Source organism: Dysgonomonas sp. UBA7710, from assembly GCF_002482385.1.
Lineage (GTDB): Bacteria > Bacteroidota > Bacteroidia > Bacteroidales > Dysgonomonadaceae > Dysgonomonas.
In genome coordinates this window covers 78,240-103,580 of sequence record NZ_DLFW01000041.1, presented here as the reverse complement: position 1 = coordinate 103,580, position 25,341 = coordinate 78,240, and the positions used below count along the sequence as shown (strand labels likewise).

Sequence of the window (25,341 nt, the reverse complement as noted above, 5' to 3'; positions counted from 1 at the left end):
ACATCGGCATATTGGCTAATTAGCACATTAGTTTTCTGTTACTTCTGTTACTTTTTCCTTTAATATCCCTGTTGATACTCGTCATTAAGCGAATTTTTATGTGCCTGTTAATCTCACATCGGACTATTTATTAATGCCATACTGTTTTCTTTGTGCTATATGAAAAATATACATGAATATAATATCATAAAAAACTAAGAGTATAATGAAAAAAGAAACAAGAGCATTTATTAGCCTGTTGTGTGTTTTGTTTTTCTCCACAATAACAGTGGCACAGAATAATAACATAGCGGGAATCTCTACATCGGTCAATGAAAAGACAGTCAATAGCGTTGCTGATAACAACCCGAAAACGAATTGGAAACTGGCTCCGAAAGACTTACAAAAAGCGGAATGGCTGATGTTTTCGTTACAAAAAGCGGGAGATGTTAATGCAATCACCGTAGACTGTGAGGGAATAACTCCTCAGGAATTGCAAAGACTATTATCTGTGTACATTACATACGATCCTATGAATCTGGGTACTAAGGTGAATTATACGGTGTCGGCAAAAGATAGGGCATTTGTACTGTCATTTACATCGAAATATGGAGCACATGTCCGTTTTGTGTTTAAGGAAGGGATATTAAAGAAAGACTTATTAATTAGAGAGGTATCAGTATCTATCCTCGATAAAAAAGCGGAAATAGAAAACATACCATTAAAGGACAGAGCTTATATGAATCCTGATCTGCCACTGGAGTCCCGTGTGGAAAATCTGCTATCCGTGATGACCGCAGAAGATAAAATGGAACTGCTTCGCGAAGGGTGGGGAATACCCGGTATACCACACTTGGGGATTCCCGCTATACAAAAAGTGGAAGCGATACATGGTTTTTCTTATGGCAGCGGCGCAACTATATTTCCGCAATCGATAGGTATGGGCGCAACATGGAATAAAGGACTCATAGAAACAGTAGCTATGGCTATCGGAGACGAAACCGTAAGTGCTAATGCGGTACAGGCCTGGTCGCCGGTACTGGATGTCGCACAGGATGCCCGGTGGGGGAGATGTGAAGAAACTTACGGAGAAGATCCGGTGCTGGTAACGGAAATCGGCGGAGCATGGATAAAAGGCTACCAGTCGAAAGGCTTAATGACGACACCGAAGCATTTCGCGGCGCACGGGGCGCCTTTAGGCGGGAGAGATTCTCACGATATAGGACTTTCCGAGCGGGAAATGCGTGAAATACACCTTGTACCTTTCCGGAATATTTTTAAGAAATACAGGTATCAATCGATAATGATGTCATACTCCGATTATCAGGGGGTTCCTGTTGCAAAAAGTAAAGAGCTTCTGAAAGGAATATTACGCGACGAATGGGGTTTTGACGGGTTTATTGTCAGCGATTGCGGGGCTTTGGGTAATCTTACAGCCCGCAAACATTATACCGCGAAGGACAAGGTGGAAGCTGCAAAACAGGCTCTTGCGGCAGGTATTGCCACCAATTGCGGTGATACCTATAACGACCCTGACGTTATAGCGGCAGCTAAAAGAGGCGAATTGAATATGGACGATTTGGATTACACATGTAAAACACTCCTGCGCACATTATTCAGAAACGGGTTGTTCGAGAATAATCCATGTAAACCTCTCGACTGGAATAAAATATATCCCGGATGGAATTCTCCCGTGCATCAGGCACTGGCCCGCAAAACGGCTCAGGAATCTATTGTGCTGCTCGAAAATAAAGGAAATATCCTTCCATTATCTAAGTCTCTTAAAACGATTGCCGTAATCGGCCCGGGAGCAGATAATCTACAACCGGGAGACTATACTTCCAAGCCCCGGCCGGGTCAGTTAAAGTCTGTCCTTACAGGCATTAAAGCCGCAGTGAATAGCAGTACAAAGGTGGTGTATGAGGAAGGATGCCGTTTTATCGGCACAGAGGGGGCTGATATAGCTAAGGCTGTGAAAGCAGCTGAAAGCGCCGATGTGGCAGTACTTATACTGGGTGATTGTTCTACAAGTGAGGCCCTGAAAGGAATAACCAATACTTCGGGAGAAAACCACGATCTTGCTACATTGATATTGCCGGGAGAACAGCAAAAATTGCTGGAAGCTGTGTGCAAAACAGGAAAGCCGGTCGTGTTAATATTACAGGCCGGCCGCCCTTATAACTTGTCATATGCCGCGGAAAATTGCCAGGCAATACTGGTAAACTGGCTGCCGGGCCAGGAAGGAGGCTATGCGACCGCAGATGTCCTTTTCGGTAATTACAATCCGGCCGGACGCTTGCCAATGACATTCCCAAGGGATGCAGCCCAGCTACCGTTGTATTACAATTTCAAAACATCGGGACGGGTCTATGATTATGTAGATATGCCATATTATCCTTTATATCAATTCGGTTATGGATTAAGTTACACATCATTCAACTACTCGGATCTGAACATATCATTAGAAAAGAATGGGAATGTGTCTGTGAATGCTACGGTGACAAATACAGGGAAGATAGCCGGAGGCGAAGTTGCGCAGCTATATATAACCGATATGTACGCCAGTGTAAAAACACGTGTAATGGAATTGAAAGACTTCGACCGGATTCATCTGAACCCGGGGGAGTCGAAGAAAGTGTCTTTTGTTCTCACCCCTTACCAATTGTCTTTACTTAATGATGAGATGGACAGGGTAGTAGAAAAAGGAGTGTTCAAGATAATGGTCGGAGGTAAGAGCCCGTCTTACATTGCTAAAGACCGTATAAAAGACAGTGTCGGTTTCATCGAAACTAAGGATGGTATCAACGGGGAGATAGATTATCCTCTGGACTTTAATGCAGATTTTGCGATAACGGTCGTAAGTGTTGAGAACCTCCCCGGAAAGGACGCAAAAACAGTGAATGTGCTGGTTACCAATACAGGAAATCTGACTGATACCGGAAAACTGATGATGTATATTGATGGGAAGAAAGTCGGGGATACACGTCATTATGATTTGGAACCCGGAGAAGAAAAGCAATTCCAGTTTGAGATATCACAGAGTGATTTCAAGACATTACAATTTACCTCGAAATACAAAAGCGTAATTTATACGAATAAATAACGGTCGCCAACTGGTTCATAATATGGAAATAAAGAACTACAGGGATAGTACTTGTAGTTCTTTATCATACTTAATTGGGAATAAGTACACATAATAGCATCCAGTGTGAAAAGACATGAATATAGATTCCCTTTCTTTTTGCATAGTCGCAGATTTTCCTCATATCTATCGCCTTGATAGTTCTACAATATTTACATTGTAACCCCGATTCTTGGAATCATATCCGTCATCTACATACCATGGTTGCCCTACCTTTATTTTACCCCTGTTCGCGAAAAGAGGGATGACATACCCGCAAGTATATTATCATGAGTAATTTATGATGTAAGCAGAAGAAAGTACGAGCCTTAACATGACGTATAATTATACTATGCTTTTTAGCATAAAATAACAATTGATTTAACCATGCAGAAAGATAAAGACTTATTGATATTTAAAATATTATATATCTTGCCAAAAAAGAAAGTAGTATTAATCAATATTTGCCAATAGCCTTGTCTGAGTATGCCGAACGATCATTTTAGACCAGATGATTTAAGAAAAAAAGATTAATAATTGATTTTAATTGCTTTGTAATGTCAAAAAAAGCAAAAATATGATATGTGAGGCTCGTTATTTGCATTATTTGTCTTTTGAATTCATTTACTGACATCTTAAAGTTGTTAAATGTCATAAATGAAATATATAATATGCTAAATGCTATAAAAGAAAATTATACTTTGATAATAATCACAAAATGTACGCTTCGAAAGTATCTGTATCTATAATTTTGCGACAAAATTAATCTTGCTATATTATAATGACTTTACAGGGTTTAAAGATTGTGTAAATGAGGGTTTTGCTAAGTAAATAGTCTTTTCTATAGTTTATTTATAAACAGATTAAAAGGAAATTAAATCATGAATGTAGGAATAAATTCGATGAAAGAGACAAGTGCGCATGATCGGTTAATAAGGACGATACGGACTGCAATTACAGAAAAAGAAAATTTGACAAAATCGGAGAAAGAAAAAGTAGCTTCCGTATTAGGTGATATCTTATGTTTGGGGAAAGAATCAGTTTATCGAAGACTCCGGGGAGAAGTAAGGTTTTCGTTTGAAGAGGTGGCCCAGATATCACAGGTATTGGGCTTTTCTGTGGATAATATCATAGGTTCGCAAGTTGATAAGAAAGCGATATTTGAGTTGAATCTTGTAGATATGACTCATATAAATATAAACTATGCCAAAAGAATAGAGGAATATGTATCATTAGCTTCCAGGTTTGGAGCATTAGAAAATTCAACATTCAAATGTGCATTTAACAGCCTGCCTTTTATATTTTTTCTTCACTATGATAGCTTGGCCAAATTTCGCTTGTTTAAATGGTCTTATCAGATTATGAGAATCCAATCATTGCCTTATAAGGATTTTACGATAGAAAAAGAATTGACGAATGCTCACCGTGCATTTGTATCTGAAATCCGGAAAGTGAAGAATTCTCAAATAATAATTAATCACGATATGTTTGCCTCCGTAATAAGGGAGCTGAATTATTTCTATGATCTGAATCTTCTCGATGCAGAAGATATGGAGCTTATCAAAGCTGAATTAAATGAAGTGATATCAGAAATAGAAAACATATCTATTTCCGGGATTTATAATAATACCGATTCGAATATTGCTGTATACTTATGTAATATAGATATTGATGCAACTTATTTACTTCTTGAGAGTAACAACTCTTCACGTTCGCATATTGCACTGTATGGTATAGGTGGAATCAATTCCCTTGATCCGAGTATTTGTAAAAGTCATGCATTATGGATTGAATCTCTGAAGCGATATTCTACACTTATAACATTTGGCGGAGAGATTCAAAGACACAAGTTTTTTCAAGAGCAGCGAAAATTGATTAACTCCAAATTATCTACGACTTGAATAATTTATACCCGATTATTTTAATACCACAATTACGAAAATGCAAAATAATGGAATGTTTGAACGGTAAATGCAATATCTGTATGCAAGTTTCTTGCGGATATTAAAATAGAAAATAGATTCGATGCCCTTGCTCACATTTTGTACCTTTTATGAATAGTGGATTGTATATTTTTGTAACACATAAGTAAAAGAAGAATAGAATAAAAGTTTATAAGGAAAAAATAGCTAGTTTATATTAGCTACTGTGTAGTTTTGTAAAGTTTGTGTTAAGGTGGAATCCGTGGGTCGGGATGGTTCGCGGATTTTCAATTGATAAATAAAATAAGATATTTATTGTGCATTTATAGAAAGGGAAAAGCCTTTGGTCACATATCTTTTTTACATCCTGCGACTTTATAGATTTGAAATTTATTTGACAAGGTTTTACCTGAAGATACCAAATGTTTGAAATGAAAAATAGCCGAAATATACTTTGCTGAATTAATAAATAAGGATCTATCAGCCCATGAGGGTATGCAGATCGTTGGTTATCCGGGTATGCGAAATATAAATCTATTATATAGTTTATGACGTGGAGAATTTAGTGGTCGTGATGACCGTAAGATTTGTTTTTATGTATATACATTCGTATATACTTATTGTCTTCCAAAACCTGTGAGTCGGGATGATTCGGAGGTTTTTTTTCTGAACTTATTGACGGACATATTGTAAAAAAGATAAGTATCTGATAGTTATTTCTTGTCGAAATTTATTTTAAGCTGTGGCTAACTGGAAAGTTTTTATCTTCTACTTTCTGGTGAAAAATTATAACGTGATTTTTATATTTGACAATCCAATCTTTTAACAATAAATCATATATATGATATCTATATCTGATAAACTTAATTTATAAGTACTTGATTTATAATGTCCTAAAAGATTTTAAAGTGTAAACCTCTATTTCTGCATTATACATTTGTTAAATTCATTATTGTATGTTTTGTGTAAGTTAAAAAACGTATAACGGGAATGTGTGAGTGTGAAATTGTGTCAATAATAATTATCCCGTATTAAGATTTAAAAATAGAAAATTACCACCTTAAAATACTATAAAAATGTACCACAAATAAGACCATATAGATGGATATTTGTAGAAAGAAATACAATATGGAGACATTGCCTTATTAATTGATTATAAATATATAACAAAAGAGTAATATGATGATCTCTTTAATTGTATAATGTATATAATCTGTTAAGAAATAGATATTATCAATATTGATATGTGGAGATTTTTTGCAAAAGTTGCATATAATAATGTAGCTATTGTTTCCATATGTATTATTATTCCGGCTCATTCCTGTTGTAAGTTTCTTTATTGTGAAATGAAAAATGAATATAAAACGTAGTGTTGTAAAACAAATATATAAATAAGAATGTAGAGCTTCTTTTCATAGAGTAAGGAGTAATAACCTGATAATTATTATATAATACAAGAAAATGAATAATAGTCAAACATTAAGAAAAATCTGTCTGGTTGTTTTGATTTTTACGAGCTTTTATTCTGTAATCAGATCGCAGGAAATAGGCGTAAAAACCAATCTGGCTTATTGGGGCACTACTACTCCCAACTTAGGCCTGGAGTTTGGGTTGGGTAAGAAGAGTACACTGGAAATTGCCGGGGGTTTAAACGTCTTTGAGTTTTCTGATAACAAGAGTTTTAAGCACTGGCTTATCCAACCCGAATATCGATGGTGGTTTTGCGAGACCTTTAATGGTCACTTTTTGGGGTTGCATGCACATGGTGCGCAATTCAATGCCGGAGGTTGGGATATCCCTGTCGGCCGGCTGGATGTCTTTAAAGATAAACGCTACGAAGGATATCTTTATGGTGGAGGCATAAGCTATGGTTATCAGTGGGTCTTGTCTAACCGCTGGAATTTCGAGTTTAACATAGGTGCGGGTTATGCTCGTATTCATTATGATGAGTATCCATGTAAAAATTGTGGAACCAAATTAGATGAAGGCAATTACAATTATTGGGGTATAACCAAAGTGGGCCTTTCTTTTATTTATTTCTTAAAATAGGAAGCAATGAAGAAGAAAATTATATTAAAGTCATCCCTGTGCATATTATTAACAATATTCTTTATACCTGCTTTTTCGCAGACCCGGACAGGGAAAATACAAGCGTCGGCAGAACGTTTCGTCAGGCAGGGAAATCAGGTTTTGGTCTCTATGGATATAGTTATACCTGACGAAATGGATGTTAAAAGGAATGACATGGTTATCCTTACACCTGTTCTGAAATCCAATGAAAATAATATGGATTATCTAAATCTTCCACCTGTAGCTATAACAGGAGGTTTACGGAATAAGATTATAAACCGCAAGAATAAACTTGGAGGAGATTTGCCTTTTGATACGCAACCGGAAACAATCCTTAAGAGAAAAAATAAAACCGAACAATCAATTAATTATGGTGTAAGCGTTCCTTATAAATCCTGGATGGATGACGCATCACTTGCCATTGAAACGAATGTGTCGGGGTGTGCAAACTGTTCCGAACCCACAGACAACCAACTGATTGTACAGAATATATTGCCGAAGAAAGATCCGGAGTTGTATAAACTTACATTTATCGTGCCTGAGGTAGAGCCTGTTAAAGCTCGCAGTGATCGCCATACAGCCACTTTTAATTATATCGTTGACCGCTATGAGCTGTTACGCGACTACAAGAATAACTCGCGGGAATTTGCTCAGGTAGATAGTGTGATCGGCGAAATAAGAGATAACAAAGACTTGGAAATTACAGAGTTTAGCATAGCCGGATATGCTTCACCGGAAGGAGGATTTGAGCATAACCGAAAACTGGCGGAAAACAGGGCTAACTCATTTGCAGACTATTTAGTTACTAAGTTTGGTATATCGCGTAATAAGTTTACCGTTGATGGGATGGGAGAGGACTGGTCCGGATTGCGGAAAGCTGTAGTTGCATCCTCTTTGGCAGATAAGCAAGCTGTACTGGATATTATTGACAAAGTTTCAAATCCGGATGCACGCGACAAGGAACTTTTAACCCTTTCGGGAGGTGATACCTACCGTACATTGCTCAATAATTATTATCCTGCATTGCGCCGGACCGAATATTCTATTGCATATATAGTACGTGCATTTAATGTGGAGGAAGCCAGGCAGATAATCAAAAAGAATCCTAAGCTGCTTAGTCTGAATGAAATGTATCTTGTGGCGGAGAGTTATTCATCTAATAGCAAAGAGTTCAGGGAAGTATTCGATATAGCTGTCAGACTGTACCCGGAAAGTGAAATAGCCATTATGAATTCGGCTGCAGCGGACATTGAAAGTAAAAATCTGGATGCAGCTATCGAACGACTGAAAAAAATAGAAGATAAACCACAATCGTGGAATAATCTTGGAGTTGCATATATTCTCAAAGGTGACACGGAGAAAGCTATGGATTATTTTAGAAAATCAGCAGACCATAAAGACCCGAATGGAAAAGCAAATTTGGAGATAATAGAGAAATCAATTGACACAAAATAAAAAGTGCATAATAAACCTTACGAAAATAATTCTTTAAAATGAATAAAAAATGACGATTAGTAAATTATTTATGATTGGTGCTGTAGCCTTGGCTCTAGGATTTACAGCATGTAGCGGTGACGATGACCTTACATCATCGACCGGGGAAAAGGAAGCGAACACAAACGTGAGTGTTGCATTGAGTATGTCTGTGAACGGAAATCAAAATTCAACAAAGGCGGCTGGTTTACCGGAGGATTATAACTATCTTGATGAATGGGCAGGAAAAGATAAAATTGAGAAAATAGCAATTTATCTTGTAGATGGAACTACGGTGACTATGAAGCCTTTCACTGTAGGTACTGATTATTTATTGACCAAGAGTGGAAATCAGGTTATTTTAACACCACAGACATCTGCTGCTATTAAAACATCCGCAGGTATTAAAAAAGTTTATGTACTGGTAAACGGAACATCGGATGTTGAGACAGCTTTGGCTGCGACTCCTGCCGATGTATTCGAAAATGCCTATAAAACACTGGCTTTAAGTCTTGCCAATTCAGGTACAGACCTTGCAGTAAGTACATCAGCTGAAAAACTGGCTAAGAAAAACGGTATTGTTGATGAAACGATTGTTATGACTAATACTGCCGAAATTACAATCAATGTTGCGCCTAATATAACTGAAGTTCAGACAATTTCAGGAGGCCAGAACCGTGCGAGTGTGAATGTGGAAAGAGCTGTTGCCCGTGTAATGGTAACTACTGAAAATAACACTTATGATATAAAATCGGGAGCAACTACTTTGGGTACAGTTTCTGATATAACATGGGTACTGGCTCAGGGAGAGAACTCTTTGTTCGTTCAGCGCAAAGCAGATTTTGCTACACCTAATTTCGGATGGTCGCCTGCTACAGATGCGGCATATATAAGTGATGCAGGTAGTAAATATGATTACTCAGGCTTGTTCGAAGCATACGATCCGGCAACCCAGTTTGGAGGAACGGCAGTACCGACAATGGCTGATTATAATACCGATCCTAAAGGTGCTGTAACTGCTGATCTGGATGCTCAGCTTTCAGGTAAGTTCATATTACCGAATACACATACGATTGGTGGTGCAGACGAATCAAAATACAAGAAAGGAAATACAGCTTATGTCCTTGTAAGAGCTAAATTTACACCTAGTGTGTTTATTGATGGCGGTTCTTATACTGCTGGAGACGACTTCTATGTAGGTGCAAACGGAAGATTCTACATATCTTCGGATAATGCTGTAGATCCGGCTAAAGGCGGGGTTGTCGGACAAACAGTAGCTAAATATGTTGGTGGTAAAATACTATACTATGCATGGGTGAATCCGGATAATATACCAAATTGGTATAATTCACCGGTTGTAAGAAACAATGTTTATCATGTTCATATTACAGGCTTTAAAAATTTAGGAACGAACTGGAACCCACTTTATCCGGAAGATCCTAACAGTCCTACTCCTACAAATCCTGATCCAAAACCAAATGTACCAGGCGTAACCGAACCGGAAAATCCGATTGATCCGACTGATCCGCTGACTTCTCCTGAAACATGGATGAGCGTAGATGTTACTGTTCTTCCTTGGAAACTACATTCTTATAAAGTAGATCTGGGAATTTAAGAAATAGAGTTTTCAGATATGTAAAATACTACCGGGGGAGGTAGTTATGCTTCCTCCGGTTATTAAAACAAACATCAATTTCAATTATTTAAAAATGCAACGGATGAAGAATTTGCGAATCAGGATTATGATGACATTGTTCACGCTGGGAACAGTTTTGTGGAGTTGCGATTCCCTTATCTACAATGATCTGGCGGATTGTCCCCAGGGTGTTTATGTAAAATTCTATTCCATGACTCCATGTGCGACAGACTCTGCTTTCATTGGTGATGTGTCATCGCTTACAGTGTTTGCATTCGATGAAGAAGGAAAACTGGTAACTTCGGTGAGTCAGCAAAATGTCAAACTCAACCGTGATTTTGAAGTTCTTATGCCGGTTTCCAATGGTAACTATTCATTTATAGCATGGGCCGGTGTCAATGAAAAATTCAGAAGGGGCACCTTCACTCCAAATGTAACAACCAAGAAGGATGTGATGTTAGCTATCAATTCCACAAATAGTATAGCAACCCGTTTAGCTGTCACCGAACGTATCTGGCACGGGGAAAGCCCAATTGTTTTTCTTCCTGAGCCCGAAGAATATGGTTCATTATATAAGCACACTGCTATTAATCTGCGTGAGCTGACCAACAGGGTAAATATTGTTGTGGAGTTCGATGAGGCTACAATGAAGGGTTACGATCCGCAAAAGCTACAGGTAGCTGTTTCTTCTGCTAATGGAACAGTACGTGTAGATGGTACCATGCCACTTAATACAGAGGCATTAACATATCCGGCACTGGAAACTAAATTTGTCGGAAACTCAGGTACATGGAATTATTCGATGCTTGATCTTGTAACCGGATACAATAATAAACTAAAGATAACTTATACAGGTAACGATAAAGAAGAACTTGTTTTTGACGGAGACCTGATTGCCAGTATTTTGTTGAGAACTGTAGAGGGTGGAATCAACTTAAACTGTGAAAACGATTTTAATGTCAAATTCGTGATAAAGGACTATTGTTCAGAATGCTGGACACATTTTAGCTGTGCTATTTATGTAAATAACTGGCTTGTACACAGCTATAGTACAGAATTGTAAATCTAAGCTGTCGGGCTTAAATAATCAATATGATTATGAGATTGAATTTATTATATGTAGCACTTATTGGTATGCTGGTTTCTTTTTCAGCTTGCGAATCACAGATCTACGATAATCATCAGGGTATAGATGATGGAACAGATAAAGAACCTCAGGTTTACCTGTCGATAACCAAAGCGCAGGCAGCAGGGGTAGAATCATTTAATGCCGATGATGTGGACTATGAGGACCGGGTACATGATCTGGCCATGTTGGTTTTCGACTCATCAACCGGCGTAAAAGTCTGTGAATTCTTTGATGAAGGGATACCGTTTGCTGATAAAGAAAAAACTTTCACGGTTCAGATGACAACGGGGCAGCGTGATTTTTACTTTGTTGCCAATATGCCAATGGATGACCTGAAAAGTATTACTACAAAATCAGCAATGGACGCTTATATGAATACATTTAGCGACCTTGATGCCGGTTTATACCTGAACGCGGAAGAGTCGAAAGGGTTTCCTATGTCGAGGGTGTATATGAATCAGGCTATTACTGAGGGAGGCAATATTTATTCCCCGAAACCTTTTTATCCGGATGGGGAAGAAAGGGTAAAACTTATTCGTGTAGTTGCAAAGCTGGAAGTACAGATCGAAGGCTCTGAAATCGGTTCCGGCGTGAAAAATATATATTACAAAAATGCAAACAGGAAATTTAGCCTTATATCACCGGCTACTCCTGTTACTCCGGTTTATTATGAAGATAAACTTTTGAAAAAAGTAGGAAATACATATATCTATTATATGCCTGAAGCTTTGATGACGGCTCCCGATTGGTCGGTTTTGGCAGATCACAAACCGATTAATTACTTTCTGATTGAAACTCTCGATGGTACTTTCTATGAAATACCAATCATAACGGATAACCGTACTATAACCGATACTGATTATTTATCTTTTGCCACAGGCCAGCAGGCAGATAAGCCGGATTATAATATTTATCGTAACCGCCATTATTCCTATATTATAAACAAACTGCGTGCCATAGAAATTATCTATAGCCTCGATCCGTGGCAGGTTAAGCAAAGTTCTGCCTATATGGGATACGGATATAATGTTACTGTGGACGAGAATGGGAAGGTTACCATCAGTAATACGGTAGAAGCATGTACGCCTCATGCTGTCAAATTAAAAACCATAACTCCTTTTAAGTTTTCTGACGGTACGGATGAAAAGGACTTTGATAGTTTGGACACTGTAGCGTCACAAGACTATCAGTTGGGGACTGTGCCTACCGCAGGCCAATCATACCTCGAGGTATGGTACAATGATAACCTTGTTAAAACCTTTATGAAATAAGAGAAAAGAAGTATGAAAAGAATAGTATATATATCATTGTTTTTAAGCTTGTTCTTTGTGGCCTGCTCGAATGGGGAAACAACAGATGCTCTCTTGGAGAATAACAGGATTGAGTTATTCTTCAGCATAGATAATTACGTCACAAAACAGACTAAGGCAGTTGATGCCGGAACAGTGGAAGAACAACGTATAGACGATTTATACTTGTTCCTGTTTCCTACGACAGGTTCACAAACCTTGAAAAAGTATTATGTCAATACTTCAACTTTTACAGGAGGCTCATGGAACAGTAGCAATGGCAAGATATCGTTAAACCTGACTCAGGCAGAAGCCGGTAACAGACAGGTTTATATCATAGCCAACTGTTCTTCTATCAAATCAGATCTTGATGCTGTGGCCTCATTAACAGGGCTACAATCGGTACTAAAGGAAACGTCCCAACCCTGGTCGGATAATATAACTACACCTGTATTAATGTCGGGTAATAAAACCCATGATTTTAATTCTAATTTTCAACTGAATAATGTCCCGTTAACACGTACTGTTGCAAAAGTACAGCTTAATGTAAAACTCTCGGCAGAACATCAGAGTACTCCCGTGGTGAACAGTATTGCCCAGTATAACTATCGATTCATTGATTTCGATAAGAATACATATGTGTTAAAACAAATATCCAAAACCGATAATTTAGCAAGTTCTTCAGATTGGGTCGCATGGCAGGCTAGCGGAACTGTATCAGCATATAATCTGGAGAACGGGAAAGTTACGGAGTTGATCGTTAGCACTTATATTAATGAGCGTGATAATGCCGGAAGTGCGATAGAAATAAGTATTCCTTATCAGGGAGCAGGACCATTGCCTCCGCCTGAATTCGGTAATGAAACCTATAAGTTGCTATTGCCGGCTAAGATAGAGCGTAATCATTGGTACATATATGATATGGAGATATAATATTAAAGTTGGGCTAAACTCTACAATCCAAATTGAAAGAAAATATTAATGATATATTGATAGATCGCTGAATTGAAATTTTCAGATAGGCGGATCAGTAAATCTTTTAATGATTTGATATATGAAGAAAAAATATCATACTCCGGTTTTCCCGGATCTGGGTTTAAAGGCAGAGAAATACCTTTTCACTTGTCGTAAAAAAACAAGCCTCTATTTGCTACTTCTGAGTCTGTTGCTTATTGCAGTACCATGGGCAAATATCCAGGCTGAAGGTTCGGGTAAATGGAAAGGTACTCAGACAGGTCGCCAAAGTTCATTGTGGGTTCCGGGGAATAATACGGGAAATTCAGGTTATAATACCCGTGGGAGCATGATGAGACCGAGTGCCGCTTCCAATTATGATCCTAATCATCGCTTTTACGTCTATGTCAAAGCGGGCGAAACAGTTTACTTTAGCTTCAGGAGCAGTACCAGCAGTAACCTTACCTGGTATTGTGATAATACAACAGCCGGATACAATACATTTTTTCCTTCGGGGATATCAGGCTCCGGAAGGACAGAAGTTACAACAGCAAACAGTAACTTACAGGGCAGGACAAGTATTAATACAAATTTGATTCAAGCACAAGCTGTTGCCGGACCGTCTGCTTTAACATCGGGAGGTTATACTACCAGTGGGACAGCAAGTAGTTCCAGTTCTAATCCGGGAGGCCAGTTTACGAATAATACCGGTCAAGACCGGGCTTTTTGGGTCGAAATAGCTTCTCCGGGTAATAATGGTTTTGAAATATCGGAATGGGATGTAACCGTTGCTTCAGGTACTACTAAGCGCCCGGGCCGGGTGTATTGTAAATATTGGAGCATATATAACGGTCTGCCTTCCGGAACAAACGGGCAACCGAATACTTCAGCTTACCACGATAATTTCGGATTCTATGTTCCGGTAGACAATACTTATACCGATCAGACAGATGATTATTATATCAAGTATGTCAATTTTGGAAGATCTAACGCAGGCTATGCGGTATTTTTTGCGAACGATTCCGGTCCGTTAAACAATTTTTTACCGAATGGGGATCCCGACATTGAAGAAAACCGCAAGTCTGTTAAAGGTACATCCAATCGTTATCAGTATCCGTTATTTGTAGAGGAACCCGACGAATCGATCTGGAAGACTTCAATTGCTCCTATTGCCAGTACAGACGTGAGGTTCAGAAGAAAAGCTGATGCTACCGGCGGAGAAGCGTATTTCATGGTAGAAGTGGATACTCCCGGATCTTTGGATATCCTGGTAGACCTGGACAATTCCGGTGATTACTCAACCGGAGATGTCCAGATATTCAGGTATTTTGATGTTCCGGGAGCATATGATGTATACTGGGATGGTAAAGATGGGAACGGTAACGTTGTTCCGGCAGGTACTCAAATAAAATTGCTTACATCTGCAAACTTTTTCCCTGTACATTTTCCTGTCTACGATATGGAACAAAGCCTTGGAATAACAATGAAAAATATAAGGCCGGTAGATATGGAGAGTGCAACGGTGAAATTATTCTGGGACCACAGCAAAATTTATACCGGAGTACCGGGTACGAGGGTTACCAATAATAACCCTCTGGGAGCTAATCAATGGGGTACGGTACCAAGAAATGACAATTCAACAACTTATGCTGATTATAACGTACAATCACCTGCTATCAACACTACGGGAGCGGACAGCCCCGGCAATATATGGTGGGCAAGCGGAGATAACGGCATAGGAAATAATAATACGTTCAATGTTTATGCCGGTTCATGGATGGAAACCCTAGAGTTGAACTTCACTTTTAACTGGGATAAATCGGATGTGGAAATTCTCAAAACAGTTAGTAATCCCACTCCGGCCATAGGCAGTGAAGTTACATTTACAATTACGGCAACGAACAAAGGCCTGATGTATGCTCAGGATATAACAGTAGACGATCTGTTGCCTTCCGGATATGAGTATGTGAGTCATACAGCTCCTATGGGATCAACTGTTACTCCTGCGCCTATAGGCAGTAATGATCCGGAAACATGGGAAAATACGCAAACAACATACGATCCCCTTACAGGAATATGGACGGTGCATGACGTCCCTTATGATACAGATGATTTAAGCAAAAATAAAAGGGTATTGACTATTACGGCCAAAGTGCTTAAATCCGGAATATACAACAATACGGCCGAAGGGTATCCGGAAGTAAGGTCTTCGGACTCGAATCATGGCAATAATTCGTCAACTGTTGTCGTAAATCCTACCAATAGCACCAATGCGGTAAATGATATCAATATAACATTTGAGAATACCCCTGTCAACGGCAATGTATTAACCAACGACTATGATTTGGAAGGCCATATCCAGACCGTAACTTCAGCAGGTTCGATAACGACTGCCGAAGGAGGAAATGTACAGATCAACACTGACGGTACATATGTCTATACACCCAAAGAGAATTTTACAGGTACAGACCGTTTTTCTTACACGGTCTGTGATGATGTTCCTGCACCGCTTAAAGCTTGTGCTACAGCGACAGTCACTATCACTGTTGTTCCGGAGCGGAATCCTTCAGTAAACAACAATGTTGTTGCAAACGATGATACGGGTATTACAGAGCAGGATAAACCGGTATCGGGTAATATTTTAAGCAATGACTTTGATCCGGATGGAGATAATCTTATTTTAAACACCACCCCTGTAACGCCTCCGTCACATGGATCGGTTACAATCCTGCCAGATGGTACTTATACCTACACGCCTGATCCCGGATTTAACGGGACAGATACATTTGAATATGAAGTATGCGATGATGGCCAGCCCGTTACCTGTGACAGGGCAATAGTGACAATCACTGTATTACCTAAAAGCAATATAAACATTACATATGCAAATGACGATGTGTATTACACGAAAGAAAACGAACCCGTTAGCGGAAATGTATTGGATAATGATTTTGATCCGGAAGGGGACGAGCAGATCGTAAATACAGTTCCTATGAGAGATCCGGTTTATGGCTCGGTAGTCTTGAATGCAGATGGTACTTTTACTTATACTCCGAATAATGGATTTACAGGTACTGATAGCTTTATCTATGAAGTGTGTGATGACGGTATTCCTGAATCTTTTTGTGACAAAGCAACTGTATATATCATAATAACGAAATCCTCAAAGAACTACTGGCATGGTACGATTGATAACGATTGGGCTAAAACTGGTAACTGGACTGCAGATCATGTACCTCAGCCCGGAGAGAATATTGAATTTGCCACTAATGCCAACAATAACGGAAGCCCGGCTGTGAGAGACTTGTATCTTGATACCGATCGTGTAATCGGGGACCTGATTAATAATTCGGATGTAGATTTACTGGTAACCACTGAAAACCAGCTTACAATCAACGGTGTGGTAAGAGATGATAACCCGGACAAAGGGACTATTGTTGTGAAGACATCAACTGATAAACCGACAGGAACATTGCTCTTTGCCAATCCTGATGATAACCGGAATGTAAATGCTTCGGTAGAATTCTATAACAAAGCATATGAATGCTCAACCTGCGGATTTTATAAAAAACAATGGCAATATTTTGGCATTCCGGTTCAGGCATCCGATTTTCCATACCTTACACCTAGGGTAGAAACAGTAAACCAATGGGTAGAAACATTTAATGGTAATAAATGGCAACCGGCGCCATATGCGCCCGATACAGGTTTAAAAGCATTCAAAGGTTACGAAATGACTAACAGTAGTAATACTTTGCCTACCCATATTTATAGCTTCTCTGGAACTCTAAATGTCGGTAATGCTATTGTCCCGCTTACCAGAACATCTAATGTCAACTATTCGGGAATGAACCTTGTAGGCAATTCATTTACTGCAGCTATACCAATTACATCCGCAGCTCTTGAACTTGGAAGTGTCGAATTAACCGAAAACACAGTTTACCTGTTCAATACGGGAACACGAGACCAATGGCGAAAAATGAATGGTGGAACAGTTAATGGAGTTGCCGGCGGGCAATATCAGGCCGTACCGTTTAATCTGGCAGGGCAAGCTGGGATACCGGACAGGATATTGTCTATGCATACATTCATGTTGGATGTAAAAACTCCCGGTAATATAACATTGAAGTATGGCGAACTGATAAAGAATGAGTTGAATACATCGACTACAAACCCGTGGAAATCGGCCTATACTGAAAACAGTATGCCACAATACCCTTATATTGTTATGGATGTTATCAGTAATACATCAGCCGATCGTGTATGGTTATTTGAAAATTCAGGTACTACTGCAGGTTTTGATAATGGATGGGATGCATATAAACTACAGGAAGAAGGACTGACTCAGATATATGTATCAGATAATGCAGAGTCTAAGTATCAGATAGCTACAGTCCCTGAATTTACAGGAACTACTTTTGGAGTGAATACCGTGAAAGATGAGAACTTTTCGATAGTGCTTTCCGTAACCTCTGATGTAGAAACACGTAAGTTATATTTATACGACATATATACGGGCCGCAGCTATCCGATTGAAAATAACGTAGAATACATTATTCAAGGAGCAAATAACATAGCTAAGGGTAGATTTAAAATTACAGAAAGCCCTTCTCCGTTAACCGGAACCGGACAAGAATCTTCTCTTGTGAATATTTATATCAGAGATAATCGTATTGTAGTTGATAATCAGTCTGATAGTGGTTGTGTAGCTACGGTTTACGATATTTTAGGCCGGTTACTTGACGAGAAAAGAGTTATCAAGAATTCCAGCGAATATTTTACAGGAAATCAACTAATCAACAAGGGTGTATATATCGTAAAAATAATAAGTGATGATAAATCTATCAGCAAATCTGAAAGGGTTTTGTTAAAATAAATTCTTCAGGTTCGCGACGTAAATAAAACACGGCCACTCAAAGCTGGTTGTGGTATAGTTTTGTAAAGATTTTTATAAAACCCATGAGTCGGGAGGATTCGTGGGTTTTAGTCTTTATCTTATATGCATGCTACATATCGGAACTGGCTTACACTGTGTTCGAATATTTGGATATAAAAAAGTTACCGTGGCTGAAAAATCGAGGCAATATATAAGTAAATAGAATACCAATTAATTATATAGTTGGAATAAATAACTATCTTTGTTCGTAATAGAGTAAAACCACTTAGTTCATTTAATATCCACTCATTTCCATGTGATGGAAATCAAAATCGGAGACAATCAATGAGTTCAAATCAGGAAAATGCTTCCCGGTGGCTGGGTAAGAAGATTGTTGAAGCAAAAAGTGCATATATTTCAGCTTCGATACTTACTGTTTTAAGCGCGGGATGTTTTATTATTTTTTGCTGGTACTTGTCAGGATTTGCAGCGTCGTGGCTCAATGACGGACAGTTTTTACCCAATGCCCTGCTGTATGCCTCAGTGTTTCTCATGGGTAGGTATATTTTTGCCCATTACGCATCGCTATTCAATTATAAAGCAGGAAATATAATTGTTTCCAAAATCAAAAAAAGGCTATACCCGATATTGTTAAACAACAATAAGCTGGATTCTATCTCGAGCACTCTGTTTGTTACGAGAATAAGCGATGATCTGAAACCCTTTTATGCTTTTTTTATTCCATATCTGATGGCTTCGCTCATAGTCAGCGGCATGCTTTTGGTTATTTGCTTTTGGATGGAAAAGTGGGTTGGTACTGCGCTCTTGGTTTCGTTGGTAGTCATTCCTATGCAGATGATTATTATAGGTGTGGGTGCAGAAGCTCTTCATAAAAAACACATCAATCTTTTCCTTAAATATTCAGCTGTCTTTTACAATCGCCTTCAGACTATCGCAGAAATCGTTAATTTAGATAACTTCAAGCCGCAATACCTGTTTCTATCGAAAAAAAGCAAGGAATTAAACAAAGCAACTACCAACGTGATGCGTGTTGCCATTCTCTCGTCGGCAGTGCTGGAGCTTTTTGTTACGATCTGTATTGCTATTATTGCTATTTATTTGGGAATGAGTTTACTTGGAATTATGACAGGCCCCAATTACGGGAAAGGTTATGATTTTCGTACTGCATTGTTCCTGCTTACTCTTTCGCCTTATTTTTTCTTTTATTTGAGGAAATTTGTGAGTGCCTATCACGACCGGAACAAAGCCTTGGCGTCGGCAAAGCTACTGTTGCCTATCTTGAATGAGGATATTGATATACCTTTGACCGAAACGGGTGAAGCACTTAATACTTTTGAAATCAATGGTCTTAGCTTTGCTTATCCCGATTCGCCGGTAAAAGTTCTTCATAACATCAGTTTGAAATTACCAGCAAAAGGACTGGTATTGGTAAAAGGTATTTCAGGATCAGGAAAATCTACCCTCCTGAAGATTTGTGCCGGAAGCCTTTCTTCTCTGGATGGCTTGGTTTCAGTAAACGGGAGAGAGAATAAGTGGTCGCAGCAATGGTTAAAAGCAAATTCGTCGTATATGAACCAATTTCCTTTTATCTTCGACGGAACACTTCGATACAATGTTTTTCTCGAGAAAGAGGCTGATAAATATAGCCAATACCCAGAGTTTTTAGATAAAATCCTGACTAAAAAAGAAGAGGGTTGGCAAACTGGGTTGAGCCATAATGGAAAACAACTTTCGGGTGGTGAAAAACAATTAGTTACGCTTGCCCGGATGATGTTGCATCCGAAGCCGATAGCTATTCTGGATGAACCTACGGCTAACCTGGATACTGGTACTGTCGAAATCATTCTTCCGCAGATAATGGAATTGGCAAAAAATAGACTGGTTATAGTCGCATCGCACGAAAGAATGTTTGACACTGTTGCAGATGTAATTATAAACTTAAATTGGGGGGAACAGATGAACTATGAATAAATTTATCATACAATACATATTGCAGCCTTTAACGGGCAGATGGTTGAGAGGTATTTTCCTGCTATCACTCTGGACGGTGGCATTTATTGCTCTTCCTGCTATTTCAGGATGGTTTTTGGCAATATGTAGCGTTGTGTTTGTTACAGCAAGTACTACATTCTCTTATCTGGTCCCGTCTGCCATTATCCGTTTAATGGCTCTCGTACGCACAGTCCTGAGGTATTTCGAACGGTTGGAAAATCACAAAACCACATTAGATGCTCAACAAAGCCTGCAGCTGAAAATATTCCGGTCTGTTGCTAAATTTCCCTATTTCAAGAAGCAGTTCAATAATAACTCGACTTTACTCGAAAACAGCACGCACGGCATCGACCAGATATTGAATCATATTCTTTTATGGATATTACCATTCTCTGCGCTGATTCTTTCACTGAGCATTTACTTCTTCTTCCTTATTGTATTCTCACAGGTGATAGCTATAGAATTTTTGATTTCATCTGCCATCCTTCTGTTTATTATACCTCAATTAATTTTTCGAAAAAACAGAAAACTTTACGGAGAATTGAAAGTGCATCGGGAGGAGAATAATCAGGCCCTTATTCAAAGTTTCAGAGGCCGGATTGAAATTTCGAAATATAACATGGAAGAGAAAGCTATTGGGCAATATGAACAAAGATTACTGCGGCTCGAACAATTGGAAGATCAGTTGCAGACCAATTCATTTTGGCTACAGTTGATTGCCGGTCTTGGGTTTAGCTATATTGCAGCATTTTTGCTTTGGAGTTCACGCGATTATGGTATCGATGTCCCAATGGCGATCGGGATTTTCTTCGGTATCATGGCACAGGCCGAATTGGCTGAAATGCTTTTCTCCGGAAAATCGGAAAAAAGTTCAGTTGCACACCAGATAAGAGATATTGACTCGATTATCAGGCAAGGGGAACAGCCTGTTGCAACAGTGGAAGTCAATTCCATACTCGAAAATTTAAGTTTAGAGAAGGTGAGTGCAAAAATACCGGAAACATCGGTATATACAACAGAAGTGTCGCTAGAGATAAAAAGGGGGGAGTGGATTGCACTTTTCGGAGAAACCGGAAAAGGAAAAACCACTTTGTTGAACAGCCTTTTCTATCCTGAATACCGCCGCAGTGGCTTGTTGAGATGGAATGGTGATGCAGAATTATCTCATTTACCTGTACCGGAATGTATTTACGTTACCCAGAAAGCTTATTTATTAACCGGAACCTTGCGTGAAAACTTTGAAGGATATTCAGACGAAGCTATTGAGCAAGTGCTGAATACGGTGGATTTGGCAAGTTGGCGTTTGTCGCTTCCTGATGGTTTGGCAAGCTGGTTAGGTGAAAATGGTGAAACTTTAAGTGGCGGACAACGGAAAAAGCTCTTGCTGGCACAAGCACTGCTTAAAAAACCTCAACTGTTGGTTGTGGATGAACCCACGGCTGGTATAAGCTCTGAAAACGCAATTGCCATCTTTCGAAATATCAGGGATCAATATCCCGGTATTACTATTCTGATGGCTACTCATCTGCTGGATTTTGAGTGCGTGGCAGATAAAGTCGTAAGGATTTGATAGGATATTTTCTGCCTGTAATAAGTTCTGCTGTTTTTATTAAAGGGTAATATACATAAGTAATCAATAGAAATTAATGGCGCATTTTTCAGTTGGCAATACGTCAATAATGATTTAATACTTCTTCATTAGGCCAACCGCACGAAAATTGGCAGTTATTAAGAAACAATTAAAAATTGTCTCTCTTGTAGATGCATATTGATTATTTACCTTCAGAACAATATTCTTTGTTGATGTAGATCGTTTTTTTATATTAATCGTGTATCTGAGTTGACTAAAAAATGGAATCCGCGGATTATCCCAACCCGCGTGATTCCATAAGCACGAATTCTACAAAACTACGCAATAGATCTCGACGACCTAACTTATATATGATTGCATGCCTGTTTGTTACTCATCTACGACACAGCGTACAGAAAAGCCGAGTTGGCGTAGGAGTTTATAATTTGGTGTTATAAAATTGTTATTGGCAAAGGTCATACCATAGCTATCTGTCCCATCCGCGGACGAAGACCAGTACATCCCATTTGTACCGATTTGCACCAGAGTCGGGTCCCGGTATCCGGAAGCCGGTAAAAATGGTGACCCTATACCTGACTTATTATATCCCCGGTCAAAAATCTGAATACCAAAAGGTTCTGCAGAGGTGTAGCTTACAAACGGTCCAACAATTGTATAACTGGATACATCATTAAATTCGTTGGAAGTAGGCATACGCCATTTTTTACCCTGAGGTGCCCAGCCTTTTTGCGTCAGATACCGGCAAATGTCACCGACACCGGTCGCCTCATTCGTTATTTCGTATAAATATGCGCGGTCGAGATTTGTTTTTCCAGAAGGAGGGCTGCTACTTACACTGGCGGTTGCGTAAGGGATCGCAGACCATGCAATATTTAATGTTGTCCCGCCTGCAGGAGGAAATAGAACTGTTGCTAAAGAAAAGACACCGACAGGTGAAATTCCATACAAGCTTCCTGCCTGAAAATACACTCCCTGATAAGTTTTGTGAGTAGTAACCCCTACATCATCAAAGGTCAAATGTCCTGAAGCAGAATCGTAATAAATATTGCTTCCGGCCCATCCCTGATGAGCTTTAGGATAATATTCATTGATTATATTCAATACAAGGGTTACATCATTGAATTTTTTCGGAGAATCGGGGCTTTCAAAAACAACACTTATTTGTCCGGCCATACTTACGATATTGCTCACAACGCTGAAGCTAACCGGAGTGCCTGTTCCCGTATTGATACTACCAACTGTTCCTACTCTTAAATTATCTGACGTTTGCAGATTCAAAAGTGAGCCGCTTCCTGTTGTTATATTCTCTGTGATGGATTTGATCCGCCAGTCGGCATTGCTTCTCACATTAAAGGTGTAAGTATTTCCGTTAGTCCAGTACGAAGAGTTGATGTTGCTGAATACAAGATTGTATACTGATTGCCGCAAGAAGATACTTTCGGTCATATTATTGATCCCATTGGACACCGTAAAGTCTATTTTTGATACTTTTACCAGAAACGGGTCTGTTAAAAGCTCGGCATCTGTAATAGCGGTGGGCTGGACAGTGAAGACTTTTTCGCCGGAAGGATCACTTATACCCGATTGTAAGCCGGAGGAAGGTAATCCTGAAGACCCGTCTAATGAGAGACCAGCATTGCCTATGACATAGTTAGTTGCGGTAACGGAAGAGGTTGCCGGACTCCATTTCATTTTGAATTGCTGGGTTGTAGGCAGTGCATTTATTGGTGCAATAAATATCAATTCGTTAATACTGTTGGTCCCGGCCACATTCTTTATGCTCAAAGCAAGTGCCGCGTTGATATTTTGTGTCACTTTGACTATATAAGTAAGGCGTCCGGCCTTCAGATGTATAAAACCAATACGGGCTGTACCGCTTATATTTTCAGTCAGGCTAAGTTTTACATTCGTAGTAACGCCTGAGCCACCTGATGAAATCACACTTCCGGATGTGGATAACAATCCCAGCCAGCTAATGTTATTCCCTTCGGTATCTACTATTTTATCAACATTCCAGCCGGAAGGATTGTCTGTTGTAACAGCAAGACTGTTGCCTTCGCTGGAAGCTATATGGATATCGCGAGGTAAAGTAAATTCGCCCTGGGATACCCCTAGCATATACTGTCCGTCAAAGACAACATCGGAGAGTTGGGCATCGTTCCATTCAATAACTTCCGCTTTTATATTTACCGGACGGGAATTGAAGGCATCTGTCGGCGTAGCCAGTCCGGAACCGCTTATTTCGGAAATATTTACTTTATAGTGGTGATTTCGTAGTAACGCTAAGTAGGTGGTAGTGCCTGAAGACGTCTGGGCAAAATCGATCCTGTAATATGTCGGTTGACTATCGCCTGTGTAAGTTCCACCAATAACCAGACAGGTATTGTCTTGTAGAGAAGACGAACTTCCGGCTGATGCCTCGAAGGTATAAATCTCTCCTATACTCGAAACTCCCGGTGTTGTGATGGCAACTCCGTCATATAGCAGCGGATTTTGTGACGGATTAGCCGGTTTTTGTGCTGAAGCCGGGATTGACGCTGCTGTTACCTTGCTTTGCAATGCATTCCAGTTTGATGCAGCAGGAGCAATTCTGCCTTTGTCATTATAGTTATAAAGACGTATACTTTCCAGTGTAAATTTGCTTGTGGCATCAGTATGAGTAAGTGCTACATCTATCTTGGAGACCATACGAACCAGATTGACCGGATTATTTGCAGGAGTGCTGCTATTGACCGTGAGCGATGTTATTTCTCCCCACATCGGTATGGGAACGTATCCTGTGGATGCAGGGTCGGTGTTCCATTTTCCTGAGTTCGCCAGCAACAACTTTTCCAAGACCGAAGATTTCGCTTCCCCTTCACTGATACTACTTAAAGCATTAGCCAGGTTTTGACGGGCATTGGCCAGAATCACTATATTGTAGGTTCCTTCCGGAATCTTTACCGTGAAGGTCTTGATCTTACTGTCTGTCGGGTTTGTATTTATAACATTGCTATACAAAGGTTGATAGGTATATTTCCCATCTGTATCGAACAATAAAATTTCTATACTTTGCACATCGTCTTCATCTTCTTCGTCCATGGAAGACTTAAGTCCGGATGAACCAGGAACTATGACAGAGAATAGCATTTCCATATCATTGATATTTCCAACCGGTACATCTTCCGTATCGCGGCAAGCGGAAGAAAAGAAGATCAGAAATATAACCCAAACGGGCATAGTCCGGTATATAATTGATTTGATAGTTACTCTCATATTTTATCGCTTATAATGCATTGTATAATTCTT

12 protein-coding genes are annotated in these 25,341 nt (G+C 39.3%); 11 read left to right on the top strand and 1 reads right to left on the bottom strand.

Annotated elements, in window-relative coordinates; genetic code table 11:
• Positions 1-205 precede the first annotated feature (205 nt).
• From B3317_RS12935 to B3317_RS12885, 11 genes are all read left to right on the top strand, one after another.
• Positions 206-3,082 carry a glycoside hydrolase family 3 C-terminal domain-containing protein gene (locus B3317_RS12935; protein WP_291112253.1) on the top strand — a complete coding sequence of 959 codons (2,877 nt, stop codon included), beginning with the start codon at positions 206-208 and terminating at the stop codon, positions 3,080-3,082.
• A gap of 899 nt (positions 3,083-3,981) precedes the next feature.
• The gene (locus B3317_RS12930) at positions 3,982-5,001 is read left to right on the top strand and encodes a hypothetical protein (RefSeq protein ID WP_291112251.1); all 1,020 of its coding nucleotides are present in this window, start codon (positions 3,982-3,984) and stop codon (positions 4,999-5,001) included.
• Between the two features lie 1,482 nt (positions 5,002-6,483).
• Positions 6,484-7,071, top strand: a complete 588-nt coding sequence (locus B3317_RS12925) for a DUF3575 domain-containing protein (protein WP_291112249.1) — start codon at positions 6,484-6,486, stop codon at positions 7,069-7,071.
• 6 nt (positions 7,072-7,077) lie between these two features.
• Entirely contained in the window at positions 7,078-8,547 is a 1,470-nt protein-coding gene (locus tag B3317_RS12920; RefSeq protein WP_291112246.1) for a DUF3868 domain-containing protein, read from the top strand.
• Between the two features lie 49 nt (positions 8,548-8,596).
• Positions 8,597-10,180: an Mfa1 family fimbria major subunit gene (locus B3317_RS12915; RefSeq protein ID WP_291112243.1), complete on the top strand. Its 1,584-nt coding sequence runs from the start codon at positions 8,597-8,599 to the stop codon at positions 10,178-10,180.
• Between the two features lie 103 nt (positions 10,181-10,283).
• A complete protein-coding gene (locus B3317_RS12910) occupies positions 10,284-11,264 on the top strand; it encodes a FimB/Mfa2 family fimbrial subunit (RefSeq protein WP_291112240.1) in 981 nt (326 codons plus the stop codon).
• A 35-nt stretch (positions 11,265-11,299) separates the two neighbouring features.
• Complete coding sequence (locus B3317_RS12905; protein ID WP_291112238.1) at positions 11,300-12,601, top strand: fimbrial protein; 1,302 nt, start codon at positions 11,300-11,302, stop codon at positions 12,599-12,601.
• A gap of 12 nt (positions 12,602-12,613) precedes the next feature.
• Positions 12,614-13,552, top strand: coding sequence for a fimbrial protein (locus B3317_RS12900; protein WP_291112235.1), 939 nt, complete (start codon positions 12,614-12,616; stop codon positions 13,550-13,552).
• A gap of 121 nt (positions 13,553-13,673) precedes the next feature.
• Positions 13,674-18,449, top strand: a complete 4,776-nt coding sequence (locus B3317_RS12895; RefSeq protein ID WP_291112232.1) for an Ig-like domain-containing protein — start codon at positions 13,674-13,676, stop codon at positions 18,447-18,449.
• Between the two features lie 345 nt (positions 18,450-18,794).
• Positions 18,795-20,441, top strand: coding sequence for an ATP-binding cassette domain-containing protein (locus B3317_RS12890; RefSeq protein WP_291112230.1), 1,647 nt, complete (start codon positions 18,795-18,797; stop codon positions 20,439-20,441).
• Positions 20,434-22,032, top strand: a complete 1,599-nt coding sequence (locus tag B3317_RS12885) for an ATP-binding cassette domain-containing protein (protein ID WP_291112227.1) — start codon at positions 20,434-20,436, stop codon at positions 22,030-22,032. The genes B3317_RS12890 and B3317_RS12885 overlap by 8 nt, the downstream gene beginning before the upstream one ends.
• 390 nt (positions 22,033-22,422) lie before the next feature.
• Here B3317_RS12885 and B3317_RS12880 read toward each other — a convergent pair whose 3' ends face one another.
• Positions 22,423-25,308 carry a FimB/Mfa2 family fimbrial subunit gene (locus B3317_RS12880; protein ID WP_291112225.1) on the bottom strand — a complete coding sequence of 962 codons (2,886 nt, stop codon included), beginning with the start codon at positions 25,306-25,308 and terminating at the stop codon, positions 22,423-22,425.
• Positions 25,309-25,341: the final 33 nt, after the last annotated feature.

Coding starts and splice junctions, on each gene's coding strand:
- B3317_RS12920 (WP_291112246.1), top strand. CDS start 7,078: ATGAAGAAGAAAATTATATTAAAGTCATCCCTGTGCATATTATTAACA.
- B3317_RS12930 (WP_291112251.1), top strand. CDS start 3,982: ATGAATGTAGGAATAAATTCGATGAAAGAGACAAGTGCGCATGATCGG.
- B3317_RS12900 (WP_291112235.1), top strand. CDS start 12,614: ATGAAAAGAATAGTATATATATCATTGTTTTTAAGCTTGTTCTTTGTG.
- B3317_RS12935 (WP_291112253.1), top strand. CDS start 206: ATGAAAAAAGAAACAAGAGCATTTATTAGCCTGTTGTGTGTTTTGTTT.
- B3317_RS12915 (WP_291112243.1), top strand. CDS start 8,597: ATGACGATTAGTAAATTATTTATGATTGGTGCTGTAGCCTTGGCTCTA.
- B3317_RS12905 (WP_291112238.1), top strand. CDS start 11,300: ATGAGATTGAATTTATTATATGTAGCACTTATTGGTATGCTGGTTTCT.
- B3317_RS12885 (WP_291112227.1), top strand. CDS start 20,434: ATGAATAAATTTATCATACAATACATATTGCAGCCTTTAACGGGCAGA.
- B3317_RS12890 (WP_291112230.1), top strand. CDS start 18,795: ATGAGTTCAAATCAGGAAAATGCTTCCCGGTGGCTGGGTAAGAAGATT.
- B3317_RS12925 (WP_291112249.1), top strand. CDS start 6,484: ATGAATAATAGTCAAACATTAAGAAAAATCTGTCTGGTTGTTTTGATT.
- B3317_RS12910 (WP_291112240.1), top strand. CDS start 10,284: ATGAAGAATTTGCGAATCAGGATTATGATGACATTGTTCACGCTGGGA.
- B3317_RS12880 (WP_291112225.1), bottom strand. CDS start 25,308: ATGAGAGTAACTATCAAATCAATTATATACCGGACTATGCCCGTTTGG.
- B3317_RS12895 (WP_291112232.1), top strand. CDS start 13,674: ATGAAGAAAAAATATCATACTCCGGTTTTCCCGGATCTGGGTTTAAAG.